At 70.9% G+C, this 22,741-nt stretch carries 21 protein-coding genes; 14 read left to right on the forward strand and 7 right to left on the reverse strand.

The features are described from left to right. Positions 1 to 40: 40 nt before the first annotated feature. The 3 genes from ACWDLG_RS09885 to ACWDLG_RS09895 form a co-directional block, all read right to left on the reverse strand. Positions 41 to 1,249, reverse strand: coding sequence for a C40 family peptidase (locus ACWDLG_RS09885; protein WP_449917967.1), 1,209 nt, complete (start codon positions 1,247 to 1,249; stop codon positions 41 to 43). An 86-nt stretch (positions 1,250 to 1,335) separates the two neighbouring features. Beyond that, positions 1,336 to 1,836 (reverse strand): transcription elongation factor GreA, encoded by a 501-nt coding sequence (gene greA / locus ACWDLG_RS09890; RefSeq protein ID WP_354905672.1) that lies wholly within the window; start codon positions 1,834 to 1,836, stop codon positions 1,336 to 1,338. Between the two features lie 99 nt (positions 1,837 to 1,935). Further along, positions 1,936 to 2,352: a DUF4307 domain-containing protein gene (locus tag ACWDLG_RS09895; protein ID WP_449917970.1), complete on the reverse strand. Its 417-nt coding sequence runs from the start codon at positions 2,350 to 2,352 to the stop codon at positions 1,936 to 1,938. 135 nt (positions 2,353 to 2,487) lie between these two features. Between ACWDLG_RS09895 and mca the strand changes: the two genes are divergently transcribed. Together mca and ACWDLG_RS09905 are read left to right on the forward strand one after the other, a co-directional pair. Then, on the forward strand, positions 2,488 to 3,372 hold the full coding sequence (gene mca, locus ACWDLG_RS09900; protein WP_354905667.1) for a mycothiol conjugate amidase Mca: 885 nt from the start codon (positions 2,488 to 2,490) through the stop codon (positions 3,370 to 3,372). A 162-nt stretch (positions 3,373 to 3,534) separates the two neighbouring features. After that, positions 3,535 to 3,825 carry a GNAT family N-acetyltransferase gene (locus tag ACWDLG_RS09905; protein ID WP_449917973.1) on the forward strand — a complete coding sequence of 97 codons (291 nt, stop codon included), beginning with the start codon at positions 3,535 to 3,537 and terminating at the stop codon, positions 3,823 to 3,825. Between the two features lie 124 nt (positions 3,826 to 3,949). Here ACWDLG_RS09905 and ACWDLG_RS09910 read toward each other — a convergent pair whose 3' ends face one another. Continuing rightward, entirely contained in the window at positions 3,950 to 5,131 is a 1,182-nt protein-coding gene (locus ACWDLG_RS09910; RefSeq protein WP_449917976.1) for a hypothetical protein, read from the reverse strand. 625 nt (positions 5,132 to 5,756) lie between these two features. On the opposite strand from ACWDLG_RS09910, the gene ACWDLG_RS09915 reads away from it, so the two are divergent. Further along, positions 5,757 to 7,874: a thioredoxin domain-containing protein gene (locus ACWDLG_RS09915; RefSeq protein ID WP_449917978.1), complete on the forward strand. Its 2,118-nt coding sequence runs from the start codon at positions 5,757 to 5,759 to the stop codon at positions 7,872 to 7,874. 15 nt (positions 7,875 to 7,889) lie between these two features. On the opposite strand, the gene ACWDLG_RS09920 is transcribed toward ACWDLG_RS09915, so the two are convergent. Continuing rightward, complete coding sequence (locus ACWDLG_RS09920) at positions 7,890 to 10,007, reverse strand: transglycosylase domain-containing protein (RefSeq protein WP_449917981.1); 2,118 nt, start codon at positions 10,005 to 10,007, stop codon at positions 7,890 to 7,892. Positions 10,008 to 10,123: 116 nt separating this feature from the next. Next, positions 10,124 to 10,609 carry an Lrp/AsnC family transcriptional regulator gene (locus ACWDLG_RS09925; protein WP_449917982.1) on the reverse strand — a complete coding sequence of 162 codons (486 nt, stop codon included), beginning with the start codon at positions 10,607 to 10,609 and terminating at the stop codon, positions 10,124 to 10,126. Positions 10,610 to 10,676: 67 nt separating this feature from the next. On the opposite strand from ACWDLG_RS09925, the gene hppD reads away from it, so the two are divergent. The 5 genes from hppD (at position 10,677) to ACWDLG_RS09950 (ending at position 15,475) form a co-directional block, all read left to right on the forward strand. Beyond that, positions 10,677 to 11,819, forward strand: a complete 1,143-nt coding sequence (gene hppD, locus ACWDLG_RS09930) for a 4-hydroxyphenylpyruvate dioxygenase (protein WP_449917983.1) — start codon at positions 10,677 to 10,679, stop codon at positions 11,817 to 11,819. A 141-nt stretch (positions 11,820 to 11,960) separates the two neighbouring features. Continuing rightward, positions 11,961 to 13,376, forward strand: a complete 1,416-nt coding sequence (locus ACWDLG_RS09935; RefSeq protein ID WP_449917985.1) for a M1 family metallopeptidase — start codon at positions 11,961 to 11,963, stop codon at positions 13,374 to 13,376. A gap of 19 nt (positions 13,377 to 13,395) precedes the next feature. Further along, complete coding sequence (locus ACWDLG_RS09940) at positions 13,396 to 13,728, forward strand: PadR family transcriptional regulator (RefSeq protein ID WP_354905644.1); 333 nt, start codon at positions 13,396 to 13,398, stop codon at positions 13,726 to 13,728. Further along, entirely contained in the window at positions 13,725 to 14,609 is an 885-nt protein-coding gene (locus ACWDLG_RS09945; RefSeq protein ID WP_449917988.1) for a hypothetical protein, read from the forward strand. The genes ACWDLG_RS09940 and ACWDLG_RS09945 overlap by 4 nt, the downstream gene beginning before the upstream one ends. 26 nt (positions 14,610 to 14,635) lie before the next feature. Beyond that, positions 14,636 to 15,475, forward strand: coding sequence for a hypothetical protein (locus ACWDLG_RS09950; RefSeq protein ID WP_449917991.1), 840 nt, complete (start codon positions 14,636 to 14,638; stop codon positions 15,473 to 15,475). A gap of 6 nt (positions 15,476 to 15,481) precedes the next feature. Here ACWDLG_RS09950 and ilvA read toward each other — a convergent pair whose 3' ends face one another. Next, the gene (gene ilvA, locus ACWDLG_RS09955; RefSeq protein ID WP_449917994.1) at positions 15,482 to 16,693 is read right to left on the reverse strand and encodes a threonine ammonia-lyase; all 1,212 of its coding nucleotides are present in this window, start codon (positions 16,691 to 16,693) and stop codon (positions 15,482 to 15,484) included. Between the two features lie 76 nt (positions 16,694 to 16,769). On the opposite strand from ilvA, the gene ACWDLG_RS09960 reads away from it, so the two are divergent. The 6 genes from ACWDLG_RS09960 to ACWDLG_RS09985 all read left to right on the forward strand — a co-directional run bounded on the left by ACWDLG_RS09960 (position 16,770) and on the right by ACWDLG_RS09985 (position 22,739). Continuing rightward, on the forward strand, positions 16,770 to 17,663 hold the full coding sequence (locus tag ACWDLG_RS09960) for a hypothetical protein (RefSeq protein ID WP_449917996.1): 894 nt from the start codon (positions 16,770 to 16,772) through the stop codon (positions 17,661 to 17,663). Positions 17,664 to 17,696: 33 nt separating this feature from the next. Then, positions 17,697 to 18,035 (forward strand): PadR family transcriptional regulator, encoded by a 339-nt coding sequence (locus tag ACWDLG_RS09965; protein ID WP_449917999.1) that lies wholly within the window; start codon positions 17,697 to 17,699, stop codon positions 18,033 to 18,035. Beyond that, a complete protein-coding gene (locus ACWDLG_RS09970; RefSeq protein ID WP_354905632.1) occupies positions 18,032 to 18,925 on the forward strand; it encodes a hypothetical protein in 894 nt (297 codons plus the stop codon). Before ACWDLG_RS09965 ends, ACWDLG_RS09970 begins: the two co-directional genes overlap by 4 nt. A gap of 118 nt (positions 18,926 to 19,043) precedes the next feature. Further along, positions 19,044 to 20,885: a peptidoglycan-binding protein gene (locus ACWDLG_RS09975; protein WP_449918001.1), complete on the forward strand. Its 1,842-nt coding sequence runs from the start codon at positions 19,044 to 19,046 to the stop codon at positions 20,883 to 20,885. Continuing rightward, positions 20,878 to 21,564 (forward strand): ABC transporter ATP-binding protein, encoded by a 687-nt coding sequence (locus tag ACWDLG_RS09980; RefSeq protein WP_449918003.1) that lies wholly within the window; start codon positions 20,878 to 20,880, stop codon positions 21,562 to 21,564. Before ACWDLG_RS09975 ends, ACWDLG_RS09980 begins: the two co-directional genes overlap by 8 nt. Then, complete coding sequence (locus ACWDLG_RS09985; RefSeq protein WP_449918006.1) at positions 21,564 to 22,739, forward strand: ABC transporter permease; 1,176 nt, start codon at positions 21,564 to 21,566, stop codon at positions 22,737 to 22,739. The genes ACWDLG_RS09980 and ACWDLG_RS09985 overlap by 1 nt, the downstream gene beginning before the upstream one ends. Positions 22,740 to 22,741: the final 2 nt, after the last annotated feature.

The raw sequence follows: 22,741 nt of genomic DNA on the forward strand, positions 1-22,741 counted from the left end.
GACAAGGGCCAGCCTCAGTCGTGCCGTCGGAGGAAAGCTGTCAGCGAACGCGGGCGGCGATGACCGGGCTGACCCGCACGACGCCCGCCAGGTTGCGCGTGCTGAGGGGGGAGATCTTCACCACGTCACCGGTTCTCGGCGCCTGCAGCACTTTGCCGTTACCCCAATAAATCGCCACATGAGAGATGTAGCCGGGGTTGGTGGGGTCGCTCCGCCAGAAGATGAGATCGCCGGGCTGCGCCTGCGCCAGCGGCACCTGCGGCCCGGTCACCCACTGCTGGTGGGTGACGCGCGGCATGCGCACGCCCGCCTGGGCGAAGGCCCACTGCACGAGCCCCGAACAGTCGAAGGTGTCCGGCCCCTCCGCGCCCCACACGTACGGCCGGCCCAGCTTGCCCGCCCCCGCCTGCAGCGCCGTGGTCAGCTGCGCGGCCGTCATGAACGAGCCCGAACTCCACTGCGTGACCTTCTTCGGCGCGGCCAGCACCGGGTTGATCGCGGCCACCTGCGAGCCCTTCGGCAACACCCGCAGCAGCGCCCTGCGCAGCGTGGCGGTGTCGGCCTTCGGGGCGCTGACCACGATCGCGTTGTTCTGCGGGAAACCGAGGGAGCGGGCCTTGTCCCTGGAGACGACGGCGTCCACCGCGCCCATGCCCATCGTCGCGTAGGCGCCGATCCTGAGCTGCCCGCGCGGCCCCGGCACGCTGCGGCCGAGCGAGAGCCCGCCGTCGTTGCCGAGGACGAAGGAGACGGCGACGTCGCCGCCCGCGATGTTGGCCCACAGGCCGTCGGACGAGGCGGTCACCTTGGGGGTGTAGGACCGGAAGCTGGAGGGGTCGACGCCGAGCGTCTGCACCCGCTTGCCGTCGATCGTGACGGAGGCGGCGTCGGCCAGCTCCACCGCCTGGATGCCCTTGACCTTGACGACCTTCTCCATCGTGGCGCGCCGCAGCGGCTTGCGCGTCACCACGAACACGCTGGGCTTGCGCAGCTTGCCGAGCGGCTGCACCGGGGGCGCCGTCTCGCGCTCGGCGACCAGGTTCTCCCGCGGGGCCAGCTTCGTGGCCGTCACGGCGGCCGGGGCCGGCTCCTTCTCGGAGAACTCACCGAGTAACGCCACGTCGGCGGCGATCACCATGGCGAGCGTCACCGCGATGAAGGGCACCAGCCGCTGGCCGCGGGGCGGCCTGGGCGGGGGCGGGCCGTACGGGCCGGGCGGCCGCGGCGTGCGCGGGCGGTCGCCGTACACCAGGAAGGACAGGTCCTGCCTGATTCCTCCCTGCGCACGCTGAAGATCCGCCGGGCCCGCTGCCCGGCGGATCTGCTGGTCGGGATTCAGTTGCCGATGTACGGCACGGCCTCGAGGATCTCGACCGTGTTCTGACGGCCGTTGGGCATGGCGTACGTCGCCTTCTCGCCGATCTTCTTGCCGTTGATCGCGGCACCGAGCGGCGACTTGGGCGAGTAGACGTCTATGGGTGCGCCGGTCTCCTCGCGGGAGGCGAGCAGGAAGGTGACCTCGTCGTCGTCGCCCTCGAAGCGGATCGTGACGGTCATGCCGGGACCCACCACGCCCTCGGTCTTCGGGGCCTCGCCCACCTTCGCGCTGTCGAGGAGCTGCCTGAGATGGTAGATACGAGCCTCGATCTTGCCCTGCTCGTCCTTGGCCGCGTGGTACCCGCCGTTCTCCCGCAGGTCGCCCTCTTCACGAGCAGCCTCGATCTTCTTGGCGATGTCAACACGACCCGGGCCCGAGAGGTAGTCGTACTCCTCCTTCAGGCGGTCGTACGCCTCCTGCGTCAGCCAGGTGACGTTCTCATCGCGAGAGTCGGCCACGGGTTCTCCTTGCTTCCTTGGGGGCCCTGTGTTCACTTGGGTCCGCGAATCGCGAAAGAGTAACAACTTTACACGCTCAACGCTTCCCCAAACGTCTCACTATACGAGATAACAGGACTGGATGTGGACTGAGGATGCCTGAGCACTGGTGTCCAGGCGCTCCTTCAGTTGGATATACCCCTCACCGGCCGGAATCCTTACCTCTTTGCTACCTACTTCCACATGGTTGGCATCCGTCGCCCTCAACCGGCACACCACGGTCTTGTCCGCCGGCCTGCCGACGCCGAACGTGATCTCGGCGGAGTCGGGCCTGCTCGCGTCGAAGGCGATGACCTGCTGCGGGACCGTGGCCTGACCGGTGGCGGTCCACATCACGTAACCCCATCCGCCAGCGATGATCGCCACCAGTACCGCGATCACGACATGGACGACGAGCCTGCCCTGCCGTTCCGGGCGGTCGATGAAGTCGTCCGGGGTGCCGAGAACCGGACCGTTCTCGGCATCTCTGGTGGCCATGACGGAATCTCCCTGCACTCCGCGGTGTTGTCCGAGACAATTGTCGCCTGTAGGGGGTGCGCCCCCGCGACCGCCCAGGAGAAGTAAACCTCCTGTGGCGAGTGACCCGGTCCGATGTGAGGAGACAGCGAGCCAGTGAGCGCCACGCTGAGGCTGATGGCCGTCCACGCCCATCCCGACGACGAGTCGAGCAAGGGCGCCGCCACGATGGCGCGTTATGTCGCGGATGGCGTTGAGGTCCTCGTCTGTACTCTCACGGGCGGTGAGCGCGGTTCCGTGCTCAACCCCAAGATGGACCGGCCCGAGATCGTCGCCAACATCGCCGAGGTCCGCCGCAAGGAGATGGACCGCGCGCGCGAGATCCTCGGAGTGAGCCAGCGTTTCCTCGGTTTCGTCGACTCGGGCCTGCCCGAGAGCGAGGAGGAGGCGCTGCCGGAGGGGTGCTTCGCCCTGCAGCCGCTCGAGGTGGCCGCCAGGCCGCTGGTGGCGGCGGTGCGCGAGTTCAGGCCGCACGTGATGCTCACCTACGACGACGACGGCGGCTACCCGCACCCCGACCACATCATGACCAACAGGGTGTCGGTCGAGGCCTTCGACGCCGCCGGCGACCCCGACCGCTACCAGGGCGCGGGCGACCCCTGGCAGCCGCTGAAGCTCTACTACCAGATGGGCTTCACCAAGGAGCGGTTCGAGGCGCTGCACGAGGCGATGACCAAGCGCGGCATCGGCTCGCCGTACGCCGACTGGATCGCCCGCTGGGAGGACCGCCCGCAGAAGTGGCCGGTGACGACGCGGGTGCCGTGCGGCGACTTCTTCAAGACCCGCGACGAGGCGCTGATGGCGCACGCCACCCAGGTCGACCCCGACGGGTTCTGGTTCGTGTGCCCGAGGGAGCTGCAGCAGGAGATCTGGCCGACCGAGGACTACCACCTCGCGCGCTCGCTGGTCGACACCAGGCTTCCCGAGGACGACCTGTTCGCGGGCATACACGCCGAGGAGACCGCGTGCGCCCGCACGTAGACTGGACGGCGTGACGTACTTCGCCGTTGGTGACGTGAGCCCGGGCATCCTAGGCTTCACCGTCGTGGCACTCCTGGGATTCGCGCTGTTCTTGCTCATCAAGTCGATGAACAAGCAGATCTCGAAGATCGAGGTTCCCCACGAGGCCGACCTGGACAAGAAGTGACCGAAGAGATCGCGATCGTCGACAACCCGGACGAGTCCCGCTTCGAGATCCACGTGGGCGGCAGGCTCGCCGGGTTCGCCGAGTACAAGCTGCTGCCCACGGTCATCGTGTTCACCCACACCGAGGTCGCCCCGGAGTTCGAGGGGCAGGGTCTGGCTGGCCGGCTCGTCAGGCGGGCTCTCGACGTGAGCAGGGACACCGGGCTGAAGGTCCGTCCCCTGTGCCCGTACGTGGCCAAGTGGATCAGCCGTCACCCCGACTACCAGGACCTGGTCGAGGCAGCGTGACGGTGAACCTCGCCCCCTGACGTGGGAGCGAGGAAACCGTGGCCGTGCCGCCCTGGTCACGGGCGCGGGCCGGATCGGCGCGTGTCGGTCGTGGGCCGGTGGAACTGGTGGCTGCCGCGCGCGCTCATTCCTCCGCCGACCAGGCCCGTTCCAGCGCCGCAGGCAGGCCCCACCAGCCCAGCGGGGTGAGGACGTCGTCCTCGTCCACGATGCCCAGGTAGGCCCACAGCTCGGTCACGTGGGTGAACAGGGTCTCGGTGGTGTCGAGGTCGTCGGGATCGTCCATGTCGACCGTGATGTCCTCGGACTCCGCGATGAGCCGGGCGATCCGCTCCGGCGAGGCCAGCACGCCAGGCCCCAGCCGGGCCAGCGCCGCCACCGCGGCCAGCCAGTCGGCGTGATGGATGGCGCACAGCGCGGCCAGCACCGCCTCCTCGTGGGTGAGGTCCTCGTCCGCCGGCTCAGGCGCCAGGTCCTTCTCCTGGTCCTGGCCCAGGACCCGGTCCAGGTCCACGTCCTCGTCCAGGTCGGAGACCGGGCCCGCGATCCCGGCGACGACCGACAGCCACAGCTCCCTGTCGTCGTCGGGCATGAGCCCGCCCTCGAACCCGGCGCACGCCCGCAGCACGTTGCCGGGATAGCCGGGAAAGACGAGCACCTCCCTGAGCCTGGCCGCGGCCTGGCGCAGCTCGGGCTCCGGCAGCTCGGGGCGTTTGGGCAGCTCGTCGAGGATCCTTCGCAGCTCGGCCAGCGCGTAGGACTCCTCCTCGTCCCACGCCGCGAACAACTCCTCGTCCTGCTCGTCGCTCACCACCAGCACCGGCACCCTGCCGTCCGGCAGCGCCGTGTTGAGCCAGCGCTCCTGCAGCTCCTCGTAGGCGGCGCGGGCCGCCGGATCGCCCGTCGCCAGGGCGTCGGGGTCGGTCTCGCCCGCCTCGACGCGCCGCTCCAGGTAGGCGACGAAGAGCGCGTACATCTCCTCGGCGACCGGGCCGCGCTCGTCCTCCTCGGGCCAGACGAAGTAGCTGGGCGTGAGCAGGATCGGCTCGCTGCCGGTGGCCTCCAGCCAGCGTTGCACGTCGCCCACCGTGGCCGTGCCGGCCTCGATCGAGCTGAGCGTGGCCCTCGCGGTGTCCCAGAAGACCGGCGAGAGCGGGTTGCCGGCGGCCAGCATCGCCCGCCGCAGGTCCGGCAGGGCCACCAGCGCCACCCCGGACGGGACGGCCAGCAGCGCGCGGGCCACATCCCTGCGGGTCAGCTCGGTCGCGGCGCGTTCGGCATGAGCGCTCACGAAGTCAAGGTCCACGCTCGGTAACCTACCCACCCAGCCCTCTCTTCTGCGTATCCCCCACCTTCCGGGTCCGTCCTCCAGGTCTGCCGGTGTCCGGCCTCCCGTGAGTCGGCCCGCCTTCCCGGCCCGGCCCGTACGGCAAGCCGGTCTGGCGCCTCCCCGGTCGCGGGGTGCCGTCCGCCGCGGGCGCGCCGCCCAGCAGGACTCCGGTCCCCGCCGCCACGGACCCCCAACGGCAGGCCACGACATGCCGCGCACCGAGGACCCGTGGGCCCGCCCGACCCGGCCGGGCACCCGCCCGCCGTCCGAGAAGCAGCCTGGGCGTCGCGGACATCGAACGCAGCGCGAATGGCCGGATGAAGGGCCGGCCGCGAGAAGGACGCGGAAAGCTCCGGGCGGAGGACTGGCCGCGGGAAGCACGCTCGGCCCGCACTCCGCCGAGGCGCTCGAACGCAGGATCGCCGAGCCGGCCGAGACCCGCGCCGGAGTCCTGACCGCCGTGGACGCCAGCGCGGGCCTGGGCGTGGGAATGGCCAGGTGGAGCCGGGAGAGGGGAAGGGCCTGGGCGTTGCGGGGGCGCGGGGACGGCGGTGGTCGGCGGGGCGGTCGCCGGGGGTGGCGAGCGTGAGAGGCTGGCCCTATGAACAGGCTGAAGCATGCCACCAGCCCCTACCTTCAGCAGCACGCCGACAACCCGGTCGACTGGTTCGAGTGGGGCGAGGAGGCGTTCGAGGAGGCGCGACGGCGCGACGTGCCGCTGCTGATCTCGGTCGGCTACTCGGCCTGTCACTGGTGCCACGTCATGGCGCACGAGAGCTTCGAGGACGTCGAGACCGCCCGCCTGATGAACGAGCGCTTCGTCAACGTCAAGGTCGACCGCGAGGAGCGGCCCGATGTCGACGCCGTCTACATGAGCGCCACGCAGGCCATGACGCAGCAGGGCGGGTGGCCGATGACGGTGTTCGCGACGCCGGAGGGCCACCCCTTCTACTGCGGAACCTACTTCCCGAAGCCCCAGTTCCAGCGCCTGCTCGTCGGGGTGCACACCGCGTGGACCGAGGACCGGCGGCAGGTGGTGGAGCAGGGCTCGAAGGTCGTCGAGGCGCTCACCGGCGGATCGACGCTGCCGAGCGGTCCGGTGCCGACGGCCCAGACGCTGACGGTGGCCGTGGAGAACCTCCTGCGGTCCTTCGACCCGGTGCGCGGCGGCTTCGGTGGCGCGCCCAAGTTCCCGCCGTCGATGGTGCTGGAGTTCCTGCTGAGATACCAGGGCGACGGTGCCGTGGCGGCCAGGGACATGGCGGCCAGGACGCTGGAGGCGATGGCGCGGGGCGGGATCTACGACCAGCTCGGCGGCGGCTTCGCCCGCTACAGCGTCGACGCCGGGTGGGTGGTCCCTCACTTCGAGAAGATGCTCTACGACAACGCGCTGCTGCTCAGGGTCTACACGCACTGGTGGAAGTCCTCGGGCGCGCCGCTGGCCAGGCGGGTCGCGCTGGAGACCGCCGACTGGCTGCTGCGGGAGATGCGCACCGCCGAGGGCGGTTTCGCCTCGGCCCTCGACGCCGACAGCGAGGGCGAGGAGGGCAGGTTCTACGTCTGGACGCCCGCCCAGCTGCGGGAGGTCCTCGACCCCGAGGACGCCGCGTGGGCGATCGAGCTGTTCGAGGTGACGGGCACCTTCGAGCACGGCACCTCGGTGCTGCAGCTGCTCGGTGACCCTGACGACGCCGACCGGTTCGCCAGGGTGCGGTCGCGGCTGATGTCGGCCAGGGACCAGCGGGTACGGCCGGGCCGCGACGACAAGGTGGTCGCGGCGTGGAACGGCCTGGCCGTGGCCGCGCTCGCGGAGACGGGAGCGGTGTTCGAGCGGCCCGACCTGGTGGAGGCGGCGCGGCAGGCCGCGACCCTGCTGGAGCGGGTGCACCTCGACGGCGACCGGCTGCTGCGGACCTCCCGTGACGGGCACGCCGGGCGGAACGCGGGTGTGCTGGAGGACTACGCCGACCTGGCCGAGGGGCTGCTCGCGCTGTACGGGGTGACGGGCGAGGTGCGGTGGTTCGCGCTGGCGGAGCGGCTGCTGGAGGTGGTCCTGTCCCGCTTCGCGGACGGGCGCGGCGGCTTCTTCGACACGGCGGACGACGCCGAGCGGCTGTTCCAGCGGCCCCAGGATCCGACGGACAACGCCACGCCGTCCGGGCAGTTCGCCGCGGCGGGGGCGTTGCTGTCGTACGCGGCGCTGACCGGGTCGGCGCGGCACCGGGAGGCCGCCGCGTCGGCGCTCGGCACGGTGTCGGTGCTGTCCGGGGGGCATGCGAGGTTCGCGGGCTGGGGCCTGGCGGTGGCGCAGGCCGCGCTGGCCGGGCCGGTCGAGGTGGCGATCGTGGGGCCGGCGGACGATCCGCGCACGCGAGCGCTGCACCGGGCGGCGCTGCTGGCCGACGTGCCGGGCATGGTGATCGCCGTGGGCGACGCCCCGCCGGAGGGCCCCGCGCCCACCAGCACCGGCGCAGGCGGCGCAGCCAGCGACACGAGCGGCGGCGCGGGCGGCGCGGCCAGCGACACGAGCGGCGGCGCGGGCGGCGCGGGCAGCGGCGTGGACGGTGGCGCGGGCGGTGTCAGGGTGCCGTTGCTTGAGGAACGGGGGCTGGTCGGCGGGGCGCCCGCCGCCTACGTCTGCCAGGGCTTCACCTGCCGCCTCCCGGTGACCACCCCGGCCGACCTGCTCGCCGAACTGGCGGCCCCCGGATCGGGTTGAAGCCTGCTCGCCGAGTTAGCGGCCCCCGGGGCGGGTTGAGGCGTCGTCCAGCCGGTCGGGCTCGGCCGGCTGGCCGGTGTTCGGCGGCGCGGTGTCCTGGGCCTCGCCCCTGTCGGTCTCCTCGGGAACGACCGGGTTCTGCGGCGTGGCCGGCTGCTCGGACGGCGGCGGGCTCTGCGGGTTGTCCTGCCGCTCGCCGTTCCACTGGCCCGGCCACGTGTCCTGGGGCCGGTCGTAGCCGGTGTCGTAACCGTCGTCGTAGCCGGTGTCGGGGCCGCGGTCGTCGCCGCGGGGGGCCTGGGTGTCGTCCCAGCGGTCGTAGCCGTACTGCGACGGCTGGGGGAACTGCTCGACGGGCTCGCCGTCGAGCGCCTCCGTCATGAACGCCTTCCAGATGCGGGCGGGCAGCTGGCCGCCGAACTGCACGCCGTACCCGGGGACCTCGACGGTCTTGTTGTCGTCGCGGAACATGTTGACCGCGGTGGCCAGTTGCGGGGTGAAGCCGTTGAACCAGACCGCGGCGTTGCTGTCGGTGGTGCCGGTCTTGCCGGCGACCGGCCGGTCGTAGAGGCGGGCGCCGGTGCCGGTGCCGTACTTGACGACGTGTTCCATGGCGTAGATCGTGTCGGCGGCGGCCTGCTCGCTGACCACGGTGGTCGCCTTGGGTTTGATGACCGACTTCTTGCCGTTGGCGTCGGTCACCGACTTGACGACGTGGCTTTCCATGTGGACGCCGCCGTTGGCGAAGCTGGCGAAGCCTGAGGCGTTCTGCACGGCGCTGACGGAGGAGACGCCGAGCGGGAAGGAGGCGTAGGCCCGCTGCGCCTCGAGTTGGGCGGCGGGGATGCCGGCCGCCTCGGCGACCTTGGCGACCTTGTCGAGGCCGACCTTCTGGCCGAGGTCGACGAAGGCGGTGTTGACCGAGTTCTGAGTGGCGCGGATCAGGTCGACGTATCCGTAGGAACGCCCGCTGTCGTTGGGGATCGGCTGGGAGGCGCCGCGCACGGAGATGGGCGAATTGCCGTTGACCGTGGTCGAGAGGGGCAGGCCGCTGTCGAGCGCGGCGGCCAGCGTGTACGGCTTGAACGTCGAACCGGCCTGCACCTTCGCGGAGAAGGCGTTGTCCCACGACTGGTCCTTGCTTCCGCCGTAGAAGGCGACGACCTCGCCGGTCGCGGGGTCGACCGCGGCCAGGCCGGTGCGCACCTTCGTGGACGTGGACTCCGGCAGCACGGACTTCACCGCGCGCTCGGCGGCGCCCATGAGGTTCTTGTCGAAGGTGGTGACGATCTTCAGGCCGCCGCTGTCGATCTGCTCGTCGGTGTAGCCGCGGGCGTTGAGCTCCTCGCGCACCCTGTCGACCATGACCTGGTCCTGACCCTTGAGCGCGAAGGCGGCCCTGGGCTTCTTGAGCTCGGGGAAGTCCTGCTTGGCGGCGTCCGCGGCGGTCAGGGCGCCCGTCTGGACCATGGCGTCGACGACCGCCCTCCAGCGCGCCTCGGCGGCGGCGCGGTCGCCGCCCTTGGGGTCGGCGAACCTGCTGGGCTGCTGGATGACCGCGGCCAGGTAGGCGCCCTCGGCGACGGTGAGGCTCTCGACGTTCTTGCCGAAGTAGGCCTGCGCGGCGGCCTGGACGCCGTTGGCGCCCCTGCCGAAGTAGATGGTGTTGAGGTACTGCTCGAGCACCCAGTCCTTCGACTTGGACTGGTCGACCTTGATGGAGATCAGGATCTCCTTGAACTTCCTGGTGATCGAGCGTTCCTGGCTCAGGCCGCTGTAGTAGTTGCGGACCATCTGCTGGGTGATCGTGGAGCCGCCCTGCAGCTGCTGCCCCGTGACGGTGGACCACACGGCGCGGGCGGTGCCCTTCAGCGACACGCCGCTGTCGGTGTAGAAGGAGCGGTTCTCCGCGGCGATGACGGCGTCGCGGACGTGCGGCGGCACCTGGGCGAGCTTGACGTTCTTGCGGTTGACGCCCTGCTTGGCCAGGACCGTCTTGCCGTCGCGGTAGTAGATCACCGAGCCCTGCGCCGTGGCTTCCTTCTGGGTGCTGTCCGGGATGGGCGTCATGGCCCATGCGACGCCGAACAGCGCGACCGTCGCGAGGATCCCGGCACCGAACGCGATGGCCACCCATCGCAGAATCCGCCGTTTGCCCACGCTCTTCGCCACAGACTCCCCCCCGATCGCACGCTCAGCAAACCCCCGTCAGCTGGCGGAAGGCCAAGAATAAACGATCGGTAACGATGCTAAGACTTTCGCACGCCTCGCCGTGGTACATCCATGACCAATGGCAGAACTCGGTATGGGACCGGAGTGTCGAGCACGATCACCGAGGAAGTCCGCAGAACCCCCTGGACGGCGACGATCCGGTCGATGACGCGCTGGAGGTCGGCGTTGGTGCGCGCCACGACCCTGCACAGCAGGTCGCTGCCTCCGGTGATGGTGTGGACCTCCAGCACCTCCGGGATGCGCGCGAGCTGGTCGGCGACCGGATCGTGGCCGCTCACCTGGCGGATCTCCATGGTGACGAACGCGGTCACGTCGTAGCCGAGCGCCGCCGCCGAGACGTCAGGGCCGAAACCGGTGATGACCCCCCTGGCGATCATCCGGTCGAGTCGCGCCTGCACCGTTCCGCGGGCCACGCCGAGCCGGCGCGAACACTCCAGAACTCCGAGGCGCGGCTCAGTGGAGAGCAGACTGAGCAGTTTGGCGTCCAGTTCGTCGATGGTCATGGACAGATTGTCCACTGGTTCAAGTAACAGTTGCACAAGGCGTCCATACAAATTGAGAGTTATCGGTATGAGCGATGAGTTTCCGGTCAAGGGCATGGACGCCGTGGTGTTCGCTGTGGGCAACGCCAAGCAGGCGGCCCACTACTACTCCACCGCGTTCGGGATGAAGCTGGTCGCCTACCGCGGCCCGGAGAACGGCAGCAGGGACGAGGTGGCCTACGTCCTCGCCTCGGGCGGGGCGCGGTTCGAGTTCCGCGCGTCGGTACGGCCGCAGCGCGCCGACGAAGGCCGAAGCGGGCGCGACCACGGACACGGCATCGACCTGGCCCGCCACGTCGCCGAGCACGGTGACGGCGTGATCGACCTGGCCATCGAGGTGCCCGACGTCGAGGCGGCCTACGCGCACGCCCTCGCCAAGGGCGCCAAGGGGCTGGCCGAGCCGTACACGCTGGAGGACGAGAACGGCAAGGTCGTGGTCGCGGCCATCGCCACCTACGGCGAGACCCGGCACACCCTGGTCGACCGGTCCAACTACTCCGGCCCCTACCTGCCCGGATACCGTGCGGCCGAGCCCATCGTGGCGCCCCCGGCCAAGCGCTTCTTCCAGGCGATCGACCACTGCGTGGGCAACGTCGAGCTCGGCAAGATGGACGAGTGGGTGGAGTTCTACCGGAACGTGATGGGCTTCACCAACATGGCGGAGTTCGTCGGCGACGACATCGCCACCGAGTACTCCGCGCTGATGTCGAAGGTCGTCGCGGACGGCACCCGCAAGGTGAAGTTCCCGCTCAACGAGCCCGCGATCAGCCGCAAGAAGTCGCAGATCGACGAGTACCTGGAGTTCTACGGCGGTCCCGGCGTGCAGCACATCGCGCTGGCCACCAACGACATCCTCACGACCGTCGACAACATGAGGGCGGCGGGCGTGGAGTTCCTCGACACCCCCGACTCCTACTACGACGACCCGGAGCTGCGCGCCAGGATCGGCGAGGTGCGGGCGCCGATCGAGGAGCTGAAGCAGCGCAAGATCCTCGTCGACCGCGACGAGGACGGCTACCTGCTGCAGATCTTCACCAAGCCCGTGCAGGACCGCCCGACGGTGTTCTTCGAGCTGATCGAGCGGCACGGCTCGCTCGGCTTCGGCAAGGGCAACTTCAAGGCGCTGTTCGAGGCGATCGAGCGCGAGCAGGAGCGTCGCGGCAACCTGTAGGGTCCGCCCGATCATGCTCGCCCGAAGCCCCGGGGCAGGCCGCCGCCGCTCCGGGGCTTCGCCGTATCCGATGGGAACGCCGGGTGACGATGCTGCCACTATGCGTGCCCGGCCGCGGCGGCTCGCGTAGGCTGATGGACCATGCGCTCCGCTCTGCTCCTGACGCTTCTGGGGGCGGTCGCCTGCGCCCCGCTCGACGGGACCGCGGCGTCGTCCGCCCCGCCCGCTCCGGTGACGAGCCCGGGGGAGCCTGGCCGGGGCATCGGCGATCCCGACTTCCCCCTGGACGGCAACGGCGGCTACGACGTCACGCGCTACCACCTCAAGATCGACTATGACCCCGCGGCCAAGCGGCTGAACGGCCTGGCCTCGATCCAGGCCAAGGCGACGCAGCCGCTGCCGCGCTTCAATCTCGACCTCGCGGGGTTCCAGGTCTCCGAGGTCACGGTCGACGGCGCGCGGGCCACGGTCGCGCGCAGCGGCGACGAGCTGACGGTGACCCCGGCCCAGCAGTTGCGCGAGGGCCGCGCCTTCACCGTCGCCGTCGCCTACGCGGGCCGGCCCCGGCCGATCACCGGTTCCACCAACCTCGGCACCTACGGCTTCGTGCCGACCGATGACGGCGCCTTCGTCGCCTGCCAGCCCAACGGCGCCAAGACCTGGTTCCCGGCCAACGACCACCCAGCCGACAAGGCGCGCTTCGACTTCGAGCTGACCGTGCCGCAGGGGCTGACGGCGCTGGCGAACGGCGAGCAGACCGGGCAGCCCGTCACGCGCGCCGGCAAGACCACGTTCACCTGGTCGGAGAAGCACCCGATGGCCACCTACCTGGCGACGATGACGCTGGGCAGGTTCGAGCTGCGCCAGGGCACGACCGCGAAGGGCATCCCCAACCTGGCCGCCGCCGACCCGAAGTTCGCCTCGACGCTCGACAGCCTCTACACGACCTCCGGCGAGGTGACCGACTACTGGTCCACGGTGTTCGGTCCCTACCCGTTCTCGTCGACGGGCGGCGTGGTCGACGACTTCGCGGCGGGCTACGCGCTGGAGAACCAGACGAAGCCGATGTACGGCGGTTTCCGGCCGGACGAGAGCATCATCGCCCACGAGCTGGCTCACCAGTGGTTCGGCGACAGCCTGTCGATCAAGCGGTGGAAGGACCTGTGGCTCAACGAGGGCTTCGCCACGTACGCGGAGTGGCTGTGGTCGGAGCACAAGGGCAGGGCGAGCGCGCAGAGCGCCTTCGACGGCTACTACGCCAGGCCCGCCGGCGACGCGATGTGGGCCTACCCGCCCGGCCGGGCCCGGCCGGGTGACCTGTTCAACGAGTCGGTCTACACCCGCGGCGGCATGACGCTGCACGCGCTGCGCATGAGCGTCGGCGACGACGTCTTCTTCAGGATCCTCAAGGAGTGGGCCGACCGCCACATGTACGGTCACGTCACGACGCCGCAGTTCGTCGCTCTCGCCGAGCGGCTGTCGGGCAAGGATCTCGATCCCCTCTTCAACGCCTGGCTCTTCGAGGCGAGAAAGCCGGCCTTGTCATCACTCCGTTAAACGGAGTATCTTGATCGCCATGCCGAGAAGATCAACGGAAGTCAGCGAGCCGATGTACTTCGTGCTCGCCGCGCTTCTCGACGGCCCCCTGCACGGGCACGCGATCGTCGGGCGGGTCATCGAGCTGTCACGCGACCGCGTGAAGCCGTCGGTCAGCACCCTCTACGGCATCCTCGAGCGGCTCACCGCCCAGGGCACGCTCATCGTCGACCGCGAAGAGGTCGTCGACGGCCGCAACCGCCGCTACTTCCGCATCACCGATCGCGGCAGGGCGATCGCCGAGGCCGAGGCCGAGCGCATGCACCACGCGGCCAGCGTGGTCAGAGGCCGCCGCGACCTGGGCCTGGCGTGAGCCCGCTCGAACGGCGCTACCGGCGGCTCATCCGGGCCTACCCGCGCGCCTACCGCGCGGCGCACGGCGAGGAACTGCTGGACGTCCTGCTCGGGCACACCGACCCGCGGCGCTCCAGGCCACCACTGAGGGAGGTGGTGAGCCTGCTGGCCAACGGCCTGAAGGAGCGGGCCTGGCAGGCCACCACCGCTCCGGCCTGGTCCGACGGCCTCCACCTCGGCGTGACCGCGCTGTGCGCGGCCTCCCTGGCGGCCTGGCTGCCCTATGCCGCGTCGATCCCACTCTGGTGCGCGCTGTCCGCGCTCGCCCTCGTCCTGGTGGTCATGGGCCGGCTACGGCCGGCGCTACCGCTGGCGCTGCTCATTGGGATCAAGTCGTGGGCACTCAGCACCGGCGTCGTCTTCGTGGACGCCACGCCGCTGCCGGTCGAGCCCGCTTTCCTGACACCGGACCCGCTCTACGGCCTCAGCGGCCCGCTCGGCGCGGTCGCCGGGCCCGCGCTGGCCTGCGCCGGGCTGGCGATCCTGGCCCTGCGGGAGGACCGGCCGCGCAGACGTTCGTCGTGGTGGCTCGCCGCCGTACCCCTGCTGGCGACGGCCGATCCCGCCTGGATGTCGCTCGACGAACCCGCCCCCGCCGTCGCGGTCAGGATCGCGGCCGAGGCCGTGACGCTGGCGGGCGCGGTGTGGGCCGGACGCCTGACCGGTGACCTGCGCTGGGCGCTGGCCGCCGCGCTCTACCTGGTGGCCGGCTCGGCCGCCTTCGCCCAGCACCTGATGGACCAGTCGCGCCAGGACCTCGCCTACTGGGGGCTGCTGGCGTTCCTCACCCTTGTCGCGGCCGTCGCGCCGCGCGGGTCGCGCATGCGCGCGTTCACCTGATCACCCGACAGATCCGGAGTTTCTCCATGCGTCGTGTCACGTGGTTGCTTTCGCTTGCCCTCGTCACGGGCTGCGCGGCCGAGCAGGCCGCCACCCCCGCCCCCGCCGCCAAGGCGCCTGATCCCCGGCCCAGGATGCAGCAGATCATGGCCGACTGCATGAAACAGCAGGGCTTCAAGTACATCCCCTTCGTCCGGCCCAGCCAGCCGAAGCCCGACAGGACCACCTACGAGGGGATGAAGGCCTATCGCCAGAAATACGGCTTCGGGGTGTTCGCCATGCACGTCTACCCCAAGGATCCCCTGGCCGGAGGCGCCGAGGCCGACATCGCCGAGAACCCCAACAACAAGATCATGATGAACCTGAACTCCTCGCAGCTCGCCTCCTACCGGAAGGCCGAGAAGACCTGTCTCGGCAAGGCCGCCAAGGAGGTGCTCAACAAGGACGTCACCTCCACGGACCACGCCGTGGACCTGTTGAACGCGGCCTCGGCCAGGCTGGAGGCCACCGAGATCGACGGCGACCCGGAACTGCTCGCCCTGGCCGGGCGTTTCGCCGACTGCCTCACCGCCAAGGGGGTCAAGGTGTCCTCGACCAAGCCGACCGCGCTCGCCAGGAGAGGCACCGACGCCTTCTGGGCCGAGTCCAACAAGCTGGGCGACCAGCAGTTCCCCAACCACGCGGACGGTCGCAGCTACGTCCCCGAGCTCACCGCCGCGCAGGCCAGGTCGCAACTGGACCGCGAGGTCAAGGCGGCCATGCAGGACCTGGAGTGCGGGAAGGAGTTCTACACCCGCTTCGCGCCCAAGCAGTCCTCCATCGACGCGCGGGTGATGGCCGAGTACGGCCCGCTGATCGGCCTGTAGCCGTCGTCAGCCGAAGATCTTGTAGCCCTCCCGCGTGAGCACCCCCAGCACCTCGTCGCTGTGTGCCTGACCCCGGGTCGACAGTTGCAGCCGCACCTCGACCTCGTCGACGTGCAGGCTGGCGCTGACCCGCTCGTGGACGATGTCGATCACGTTGGCGCGCAGCTCGCCGAGCGTGACGAGCAGGCCGGCCAGCGCGCCAGGCCGGTCGGACAGCCTGATCCTGACCGTGAGGTAGCGCCCCGCGGCGGCCAGGCCGTGCCGTAGCACGTTGGACAGCAGCAGCGGGTCGATGTTGCCGCCCGACAGCACCGCCACCACCGGCGGCTCGAACGTGCGCGGATGCGCGAGCAGCGCCGCCACCCCCACCACGCCGGCGGGTTCGACGACCAGCTTCCCTCGCTCGACGCACAGCACGAGCGCGCGGGAGATCTCCTCCTCCGACACCGTCACCACGCTGTCGACCAGATAGTGGATCATGTCGAACGGCAGCTCGCCGGGGCGGCCCACCGCGATGCCGTCGGCCATGGTGCCCGAGGGATCGACCACGACGGGCTCGCCCAGCGCCAGCGAGGCGGGGTAGGCGGCGGCCTGCTCGGCCTGCACGCCGACGATCCGCACGCCCGGCCGTAGCGACTTCACCGCCAGGGCCACGCCCGCGGCCAGCCCTCCGCCACCGATGCCGAGCACGATCGTGCCCACCTCCGGAAGCTGTTCGATGATCTCCAGGCCGATCGTGCCCTGGCCGGCGATGACGTCGGGGTGGTCGAAGGGGTGGATGAACACCGCTCCGGTGCGCCGTGCGTGTTCTTTCGCCCTGGCCAGCGCCACGTCGACGCTGGTTCCGCCGAGCACGACCTCGGCGCCGTAGGCCTGCGTCGCCTCCACCTTGGGCAGCGGCGCGGCCTCCGGCATGTAGACCGTGGCGTGCGTGCCGACCAGGCCCGAGGCCAGCGCCACCCCCTGCGCGTGGTTGCCCGCGCTGGCGGCGACCACGCCCTTGCGCCGCTCGTCGTCGGTCAGCCTGGCGATGCGGACGTAGGCGCCGCGCACCTTGAACGAGCCCGCGCGCTGGAGGTTCTCGCACTTGAGGTGCACGGGACCGCCGATGCTCTCCGACAGGATCCTGGACCGGAGCACGGGGGTCTGCACGGCGACATCCGCCAGGAGGGCGCGTGCGGCCACCACGTCGTCGAGGGTCACCTGCGGGAGAACCATGTCGCCCAGTCTCCCACCACCCGCGTCGGCGGAACGCTCTTGACCATACTTCGCCACGCGAAGTATGGTCCTCCCCATGCCAGATCAACGCCGAGTTCGGGCGACGAGGCGCGCGGCGGCGCTCCTGACCCTCGCCCTGGCCACCGGATGCGCCGGCACCGCGACGCAAGCCGCGTCCAGCCCCGCCGTCCAGGGAGTCGAGCAGCGCAAGGAGGCCGAGCTGGCCACCTGCATGAAGGGCAAGGGCTTCAAGTACGTCGCCTTCGTCGCCAAGGGCCGCACGCTGAGCCAGGAGCGCAAGGCGGCCGGCAGCGGCGACTACGCCGCGATGAAGTCGGTCCGCGGCAAGTACGGCTTCGGGCACTTCGCCGTGTACGTCTACCCCAAGGAGTACGAGAGCCCGATGTTCGAGCCGGAGAACCCGGAGGTCAACCCGAACTGGAAGATCCAGAGCTCGCTGTCCCAGCAGCAGCGCAAGGCCTACAGCAGCGCCTACGAGACCTGCTACGTGGCCGCGATCAAGAAGATCACCGGAAAGGTCGTGGCGTCGTCGATGGACCACTACGAGCAGGTGGACAAGGCCAGGACCCAGGCCAAGACCCGCGCCCTCGACGGCGACCCCGTCCTGGCGGAGAAGGCGGCGAGCATGGCCGAGTGCCTGAAGGGCAAGGGCTACCGGGCACCCAAGACCAACCCGACCGCGATGGCCGTGCGCGGCGACGAACAGGTCCGCGCCATGGTCGTGAACCTCGGCAAGACCGACGACGTCGACGACAGCAAGCTGCCCGAGGGCCGGGTCTACGAGCCCACGCTCACGGCCGCGCAGGCCAGGCCGTACCTCACCAGGGAGATCAGGATCGCGCTCGACGACCTCGAGTGCGGCAAGGGCTTCTACCCGGCTTACCTGCCGAAGGCGAACGAGATCGACGCCAAGGTCGACGAGGAGTTCGGGATGCGGGCATGGTCTTGACGATACTTCGGCGAGCGAAGTACGTTCTCCGCTATGTCCAAGGGATCATCCGGGTTGAGTGAGCAGACCTACTTCGTTCTCGCCGCGCTCCTGGACGGCCCGCTCCACGGACACGCGATCATCAAGAAGGTCGTCGACCTCTCGCAGGGCCGGATCACGCTGGCCGTCGGCACCCTCTACGGCGCGCTCGACCGGCTGGCCGCCAACAGTGTCATCGCGGTGGAGCGCGAGGAGGTCGTCAACGGCCGCAAGCGCCGCTACTTCAGGATCACCGACGAGGGCAACCGCATCGTCGAGGCGGAGGCCAGGCGCATGCAGCAGGCGGCCGCCGTGGTGACCGGACGCCACAGCCTGGGAGCCACGTTCGCATGACCACCCTCGAGCGGCGGTACCGCTGGCTGTTGCGGGCCTATCCGAACGGCTACCGGGCCGACCACGGGGACGAGCTTCTCGGCATCCTGCTGGACAGCGCGGAGCCGGGCCGGGCGATACCTCCGGCACGCGAGGCGGTCGCCCTGGTCGTCGGGGGGATCCGCGCCCGCGTCATCTCGGCGGCACAGGGGCCCGCCTGGACGGACGGGCTGCACAGGGGCGTCGTCGCGCTGGCCATGCTCAACCTCGCGGTGCTCATCCCCTACGCCGGCGGCATCCCGTTGTGGCTGGCCCTGTCGGCCGTCGCCTTCGTGCTGGTCCTGCGCGGCCACGTCAGGCTCGCGCTCCCGGTGGCGGGCGCCGTCGCCGTCAAGGTCACCGCGATCACCATGGGCCACCCGTGGCTGGACGCCACGCTGCTGCCGGTCTTCCCCGACGGGCCGTGGTCGGGCCCCGCCCTGTACGGCCACGGCGGCCCGATCGCCCCGCTGACCTCCAACGCGCTGATCGTCGCCGGGCTGCTGGTCCTGGCGAGCAGGCGTGAACGGCCCCGCGCCCGCTCGTGGTGGTGGCTGGCCGCGGTGCCGCTGGTCGCCGGGGCCGACCCGGCGTGGCTCGACATCGTCGCGGGCTCGCCGACCGCGATGGCCAGGGTCTGCCTGGAGGTCGTCCTGCTCGTCGGCGCCGCCTGCGCCGGTCACCTCACCGCCGACCCCCGCTGGGCCGTCGCCGCGGGCGTCTACCTGGTGCCCGCGACGGCCGTGCTCTGGGAGAACGCCTCCGTCGAGCTCGTCGCCAGGCAGGACATCGCCCATGCGGCCCTGCTGGTGGTCCTGACGGGCGCGGCGGTCGCCGTGCCGTTCCGCGCCAGGCGCCGCAGCCTCCGCTAGCGGCTCGTCCCGGCTCCAGTGCCACGAGCTCTCTTCGGCATGCCCGAGAACTTCGGCACCCCCGAGAACTTCAGCATGCCCGAGAACCTCAGCATGCCCGAGAACAAGGAGTTCCGACGTGAAGTCCCCCCGCAAGGTGCTCGTCGGCACCGTCGCCGGCGTGATCGCCATCGCCGGTGTCGGCTGGGGAGTCAGCACCAGACTGCGCTCGCCCGCCGACGAGGCGGCGCTGCGCAGGCCGCCCAAGGCGTCGCTGGTCACCGCGCCCGTCGAGCACACCAGGCTGGCCAGCACGATCGTGGTCAACGGCACCCTCGAGTACGGCTCGCCGCTGCCGGTCTCGCTGGCAGGCATGGTCGGCGGCGGGGTCGGCGGCGCGGCCGGTGGCGCGGACACCACCCAGCGCGCCACCCGGGCGCCCCGTCCCGGCACGATCAGGGAGGGCGGGGTCCTCCTGGAGGTGAACGGCAGGCCCGTCTTCGCCATGGCGGGCAAGGTGCCGATGCACCGCACCATCTCACCCGGCGCCAAGGGCGACGACGTCGAGCAGCTGCAGCGGTCGCTGCGCCGCCTCGGGTACGGCACGCGCGTCACGGGCGTGTTCGACCAGGCCACCGTCGCGGCGGTCACCCGGTTCTACGCCAGGAAGGGTTACGCGGCCCAGCAACCCACGTTGGAGGCCCGCCAGCAGCTCGACACGCTGCGCAAGGCCGTCCAGACCGCGCAGGAGACGCTGGCCATCGAGCAGAAGACGCTCGACCAGGGCGGCGACGTCCTGCCGTTGAAGCTGAAGCTCACCAACGCCAGGGCGGACCTGAAGGCGGCCGAGCGCGCCCACCGGCAGGCGAAGGAGCAGGAGCACACCCCCGAGGACATCGCCAGGATCGAGAGCGCCGACGCCGCCGTCCGGGCCGCCGAGGAGAAGCTGCTGCAGGCCGAGCAGGACCTGGCCGCCGCCAGGGCCGACAACGGCAGGCAGGAGCCGAGCACCGGGCCGACCAGCGGGCCGACGACTGGGCCGACCAGCGGGCCGGCCACCGGGCCGGGCGCGCCGGGTGCCACCCCGGCGCCGCCGGCCACGCCGAAGCCGCCCGCCGACACGACGCTGCTGGAGCTGAAGGTGTCCAACGCGCGGGCCGACCTCGACGCGGCACGCAGGGCGTACGGGCGGATCGAGGAGGAGGCACGGCAGGCCCGCGAGAAGAAGCTGACCGAGCTGAGCAAGGGCGTGCGGGACGCCGAGGAGGCCGTGGCCGTCGCCGAGCAGGCACTGCGGCAGGCCCGCGCGCTGTCCCCCGCCAAGCTGAAGGTCGCCAACGCCAGGAAGGACGTCAGCGCGGCGAAGACGCTGATGGCCGAGTACCTGCGCGGCTACGGCACCACGATCCCGCCGGGCGAACTGGTGTTCCTGCCGCGACTGCCCGCCCGCCTGCACAAGGCCGCGGTCAAGGCCGGCGAGACCGTGGACAAGGCGATCGCCACCGTGACCAGCTCGACCTTCGTCGTCACGGGATCGGTGGAGGCGACCGAGGCCACCCTGCTCAAGGAGGGCATGCCGGCCGTCATCGAGACCGAGGCGGGCAAGACGTTCCCGGCGCGGCTGACCGCCTTCGGGCAGGAGGCGAAGCTCGCCACCGGCGAGGCCAAGGCGGGTGAGAACACCTCGGCGACGAGCTCGGAACCGGTCCTGATCAGCCCGTTGTCCGGCAAGGGCCTCAGGGGCCTGTCCGGCGCGTCGGTCACCGTCAAGGTGACCGTCGGCGCGACGGACAGCGCGGTCCTCGTCGTGCCGGTGGCCGCCGTCATCACCTCGGCGGACGGCAAGGCGCGGGTCCGGGTGGAGGTCGCGCCGGACAGGACCAGGGACGTCGAGGTGCGCACCGGCCTCACCGCCGACGGCAAGGTCGAGGTGACCGGCGACCTCAAGCAGGGCGACCGGGTGGTGGTCAACAGTGCCTGAGCCCGTCATCGCCCTGAACGCCGTCGGCAAGGAGTTCCCCGCCGACCCGCCCGTGCGCGCGCTGTCCGGCGTCTCGCTCGACGTCCACCGGACCGACTACGTGGCGATCATCGGCCCTTCGGGGTCGGGCAAGTCCACGCTGCTCAACGTGCTCGGGCTGCTCGACCGGCCCAGCTCGGGCAGCTACCGGCTGGACGGGATCGAGACCACCGAGCTGCCCGACGGCGAGCGCACCAGGTTGCGCGGCAGCCGTATCGGCTTCGTCTTCCAGTCCTTCCATCTGCTCCCCCACCGCAGCGTGGCCGAGAACGTGATGCTGGCCGAGGTGTACCGGAGCGGCGCCGCCAGGCGCGGGCGCAAGGACCGCAGGGCCAGAGCGCTGGCGGCGCTCGAGCGCGTCGGCCTGTCGCACCGGGTGGACTTCCTGCCCGACCGGCTGTCCGGCGGAGAGCGGCAACGGGCGGCGATCGCCAGGGCGCTGATGGGCGGCCCCTCGCTGCTGCTGTGCGACGAGCCCACGGGCAACCTCGACAGCCGCAACACCGAAGCCGTCCTCGACCTCTTCGACGACCTGCGCGACCAGGGGCTGACGATCGTGGTGATCACCCACGAGAACGAGGTGAGCGACCGGGCGAAGCGCAGGGTCAGGATCACCGACGGCGTCCTGGTGGAGGAGTAGTGGACCTTCGCGACCTGCTGAACGAGGCCATGGCCGGCATGCTGGCCCGCCCCGTCAGGACCGCGCTCACCACCCTCGGCACCGTGCTCGGCATCACCACGCTGGTCATCACGCTCGGCATCGCCGCCACCGCGGGCAACCAGATCGTCGGCAGGTTCGACGAGCTGACCGCCACCGCGATCACCGTCGAGGTCCCCGAGGAACGCACGGCCCTCGTCGAGTGGGACGCCGTCGACCAGGTCACCAGGCTGCGCGGGGTGACGTCGGCCGCCGCCGTCGCCGAGACCAAGGACAGCGCCAACCTGAGCGTGCGCTCCAACAAGATCGTCGACCCGACCAGGGTCACCGACCAGACCCTGACCGTGGTGGCCGCCAGCCCCAGCCTTCCCCAGGCGGTCAAGGGCAGCCTGCTCCAGGGCCGCTTCTTCGACGTGGGGCACCTCGCGCGCAAGGACAGGGTGGTCGTCCTCGGCGAGCAGGCGGCCGCGATGCTCGGCATCACCCGCCTGGAGGGCGCGCCCGCCGTCTTCATCGGCAAGCACGCCTACACGGTGATCGGCATCCTGGGCGGGATGAAACGGGAGCGGAACCTCGCCAGCGCGGTCATGGTCCCGCCCACGCTCGGCAGGCAGTTCGGGCTCAGGGACGTCACCAGGGTGCTCATCAACACCAGTCTGGGCGCCGCCGACCTCGTCGCCGGGCAGGCGCCGCTCGCGCTCAGCCCCGGCAACGAGAACGTGCTGCAGGTCATCGCGCCGCCGTCGCCCACCAGGGCGCGCGACGCCGTACAGAACGACGTCAACGCGCTGTTCCTGATCCTCGGCCTGGTCTCGCTCGTGGTCGGCGCGGTCGGCATCGCCAACGTCACGCTGGTGACCGTCATGGAACGCGTCGCCGAGATCGGCCTGCGCCGCTCGCTGGGCGCGGCGCGCCGGCACATCGCCGCCCAGTTCCTGCTGGAGTCGACGCTCACCGGGCTGACCGGCGGGGTGATCGGGGCCAGCCTCGGCGTGGTCGCGATCGTCGGCGTCTCGGCGGCCAAGCAGTGGACCCCGGTCCTCGACCTGCGGCTGGCCCTGGTGGCGCCGCTCGCGGGGGCCATGGTCGGTCTGCTGGCGGGGCTGTACCCGTCGCTGCGCGCGGCGCGCATGGAACCGGTCGACGCGCTGCGCTGACC

Source organism: Nonomuraea sp. NPDC003727 (genome assembly GCF_053586935.1).

Excerpts from the sequence above, each read along its gene's own strand:
- ACWDLG_RS09960 (WP_449917996.1), top strand. The coding sequence starts at position 16,770 with ATGCCAGATCAACGCCGAGTTCGGGCGACGAGGCGCGCGGCGGCGCTC.
- ACWDLG_RS09970 (WP_354905632.1), top strand. The coding sequence starts at position 18,032 with ATGACCACCCTCGAGCGGCGGTACCGCTGGCTGTTGCGGGCCTATCCG.
- ACWDLG_RS09915 (WP_449917978.1), top strand. The coding sequence starts at position 5,757 with ATGAACAGGCTGAAGCATGCCACCAGCCCCTACCTTCAGCAGCACGCC.
- ACWDLG_RS09925 (WP_449917982.1), bottom strand. The coding sequence starts at position 10,609 with ATGACCATCGACGAACTGGACGCCAAACTGCTCAGTCTGCTCTCCACT.
- ACWDLG_RS09895 (WP_449917970.1), bottom strand. The coding sequence starts at position 2,352 with ATGGCCACCAGAGATGCCGAGAACGGTCCGGTTCTCGGCACCCCGGAC.
- ACWDLG_RS09940 (WP_354905644.1), top strand. The coding sequence starts at position 13,396 with ATGCCGAGAAGATCAACGGAAGTCAGCGAGCCGATGTACTTCGTGCTC.
- ACWDLG_RS09935 (WP_449917985.1), top strand. The coding sequence starts at position 11,961 with ATGCGCTCCGCTCTGCTCCTGACGCTTCTGGGGGCGGTCGCCTGCGCC.
- ACWDLG_RS09950 (WP_449917991.1), top strand. The coding sequence starts at position 14,636 with ATGCGTCGTGTCACGTGGTTGCTTTCGCTTGCCCTCGTCACGGGCTGC.
- hppD (WP_449917983.1), top strand. The coding sequence starts at position 10,677 with ATGAGCGATGAGTTTCCGGTCAAGGGCATGGACGCCGTGGTGTTCGCT.
- ilvA (WP_449917994.1), bottom strand. The coding sequence starts at position 16,693 with ATGGTTCTCCCGCAGGTGACCCTCGACGACGTGGTGGCCGCACGCGCC.
- ACWDLG_RS09965 (WP_449917999.1), top strand. The coding sequence starts at position 17,697 with ATGTCCAAGGGATCATCCGGGTTGAGTGAGCAGACCTACTTCGTTCTC.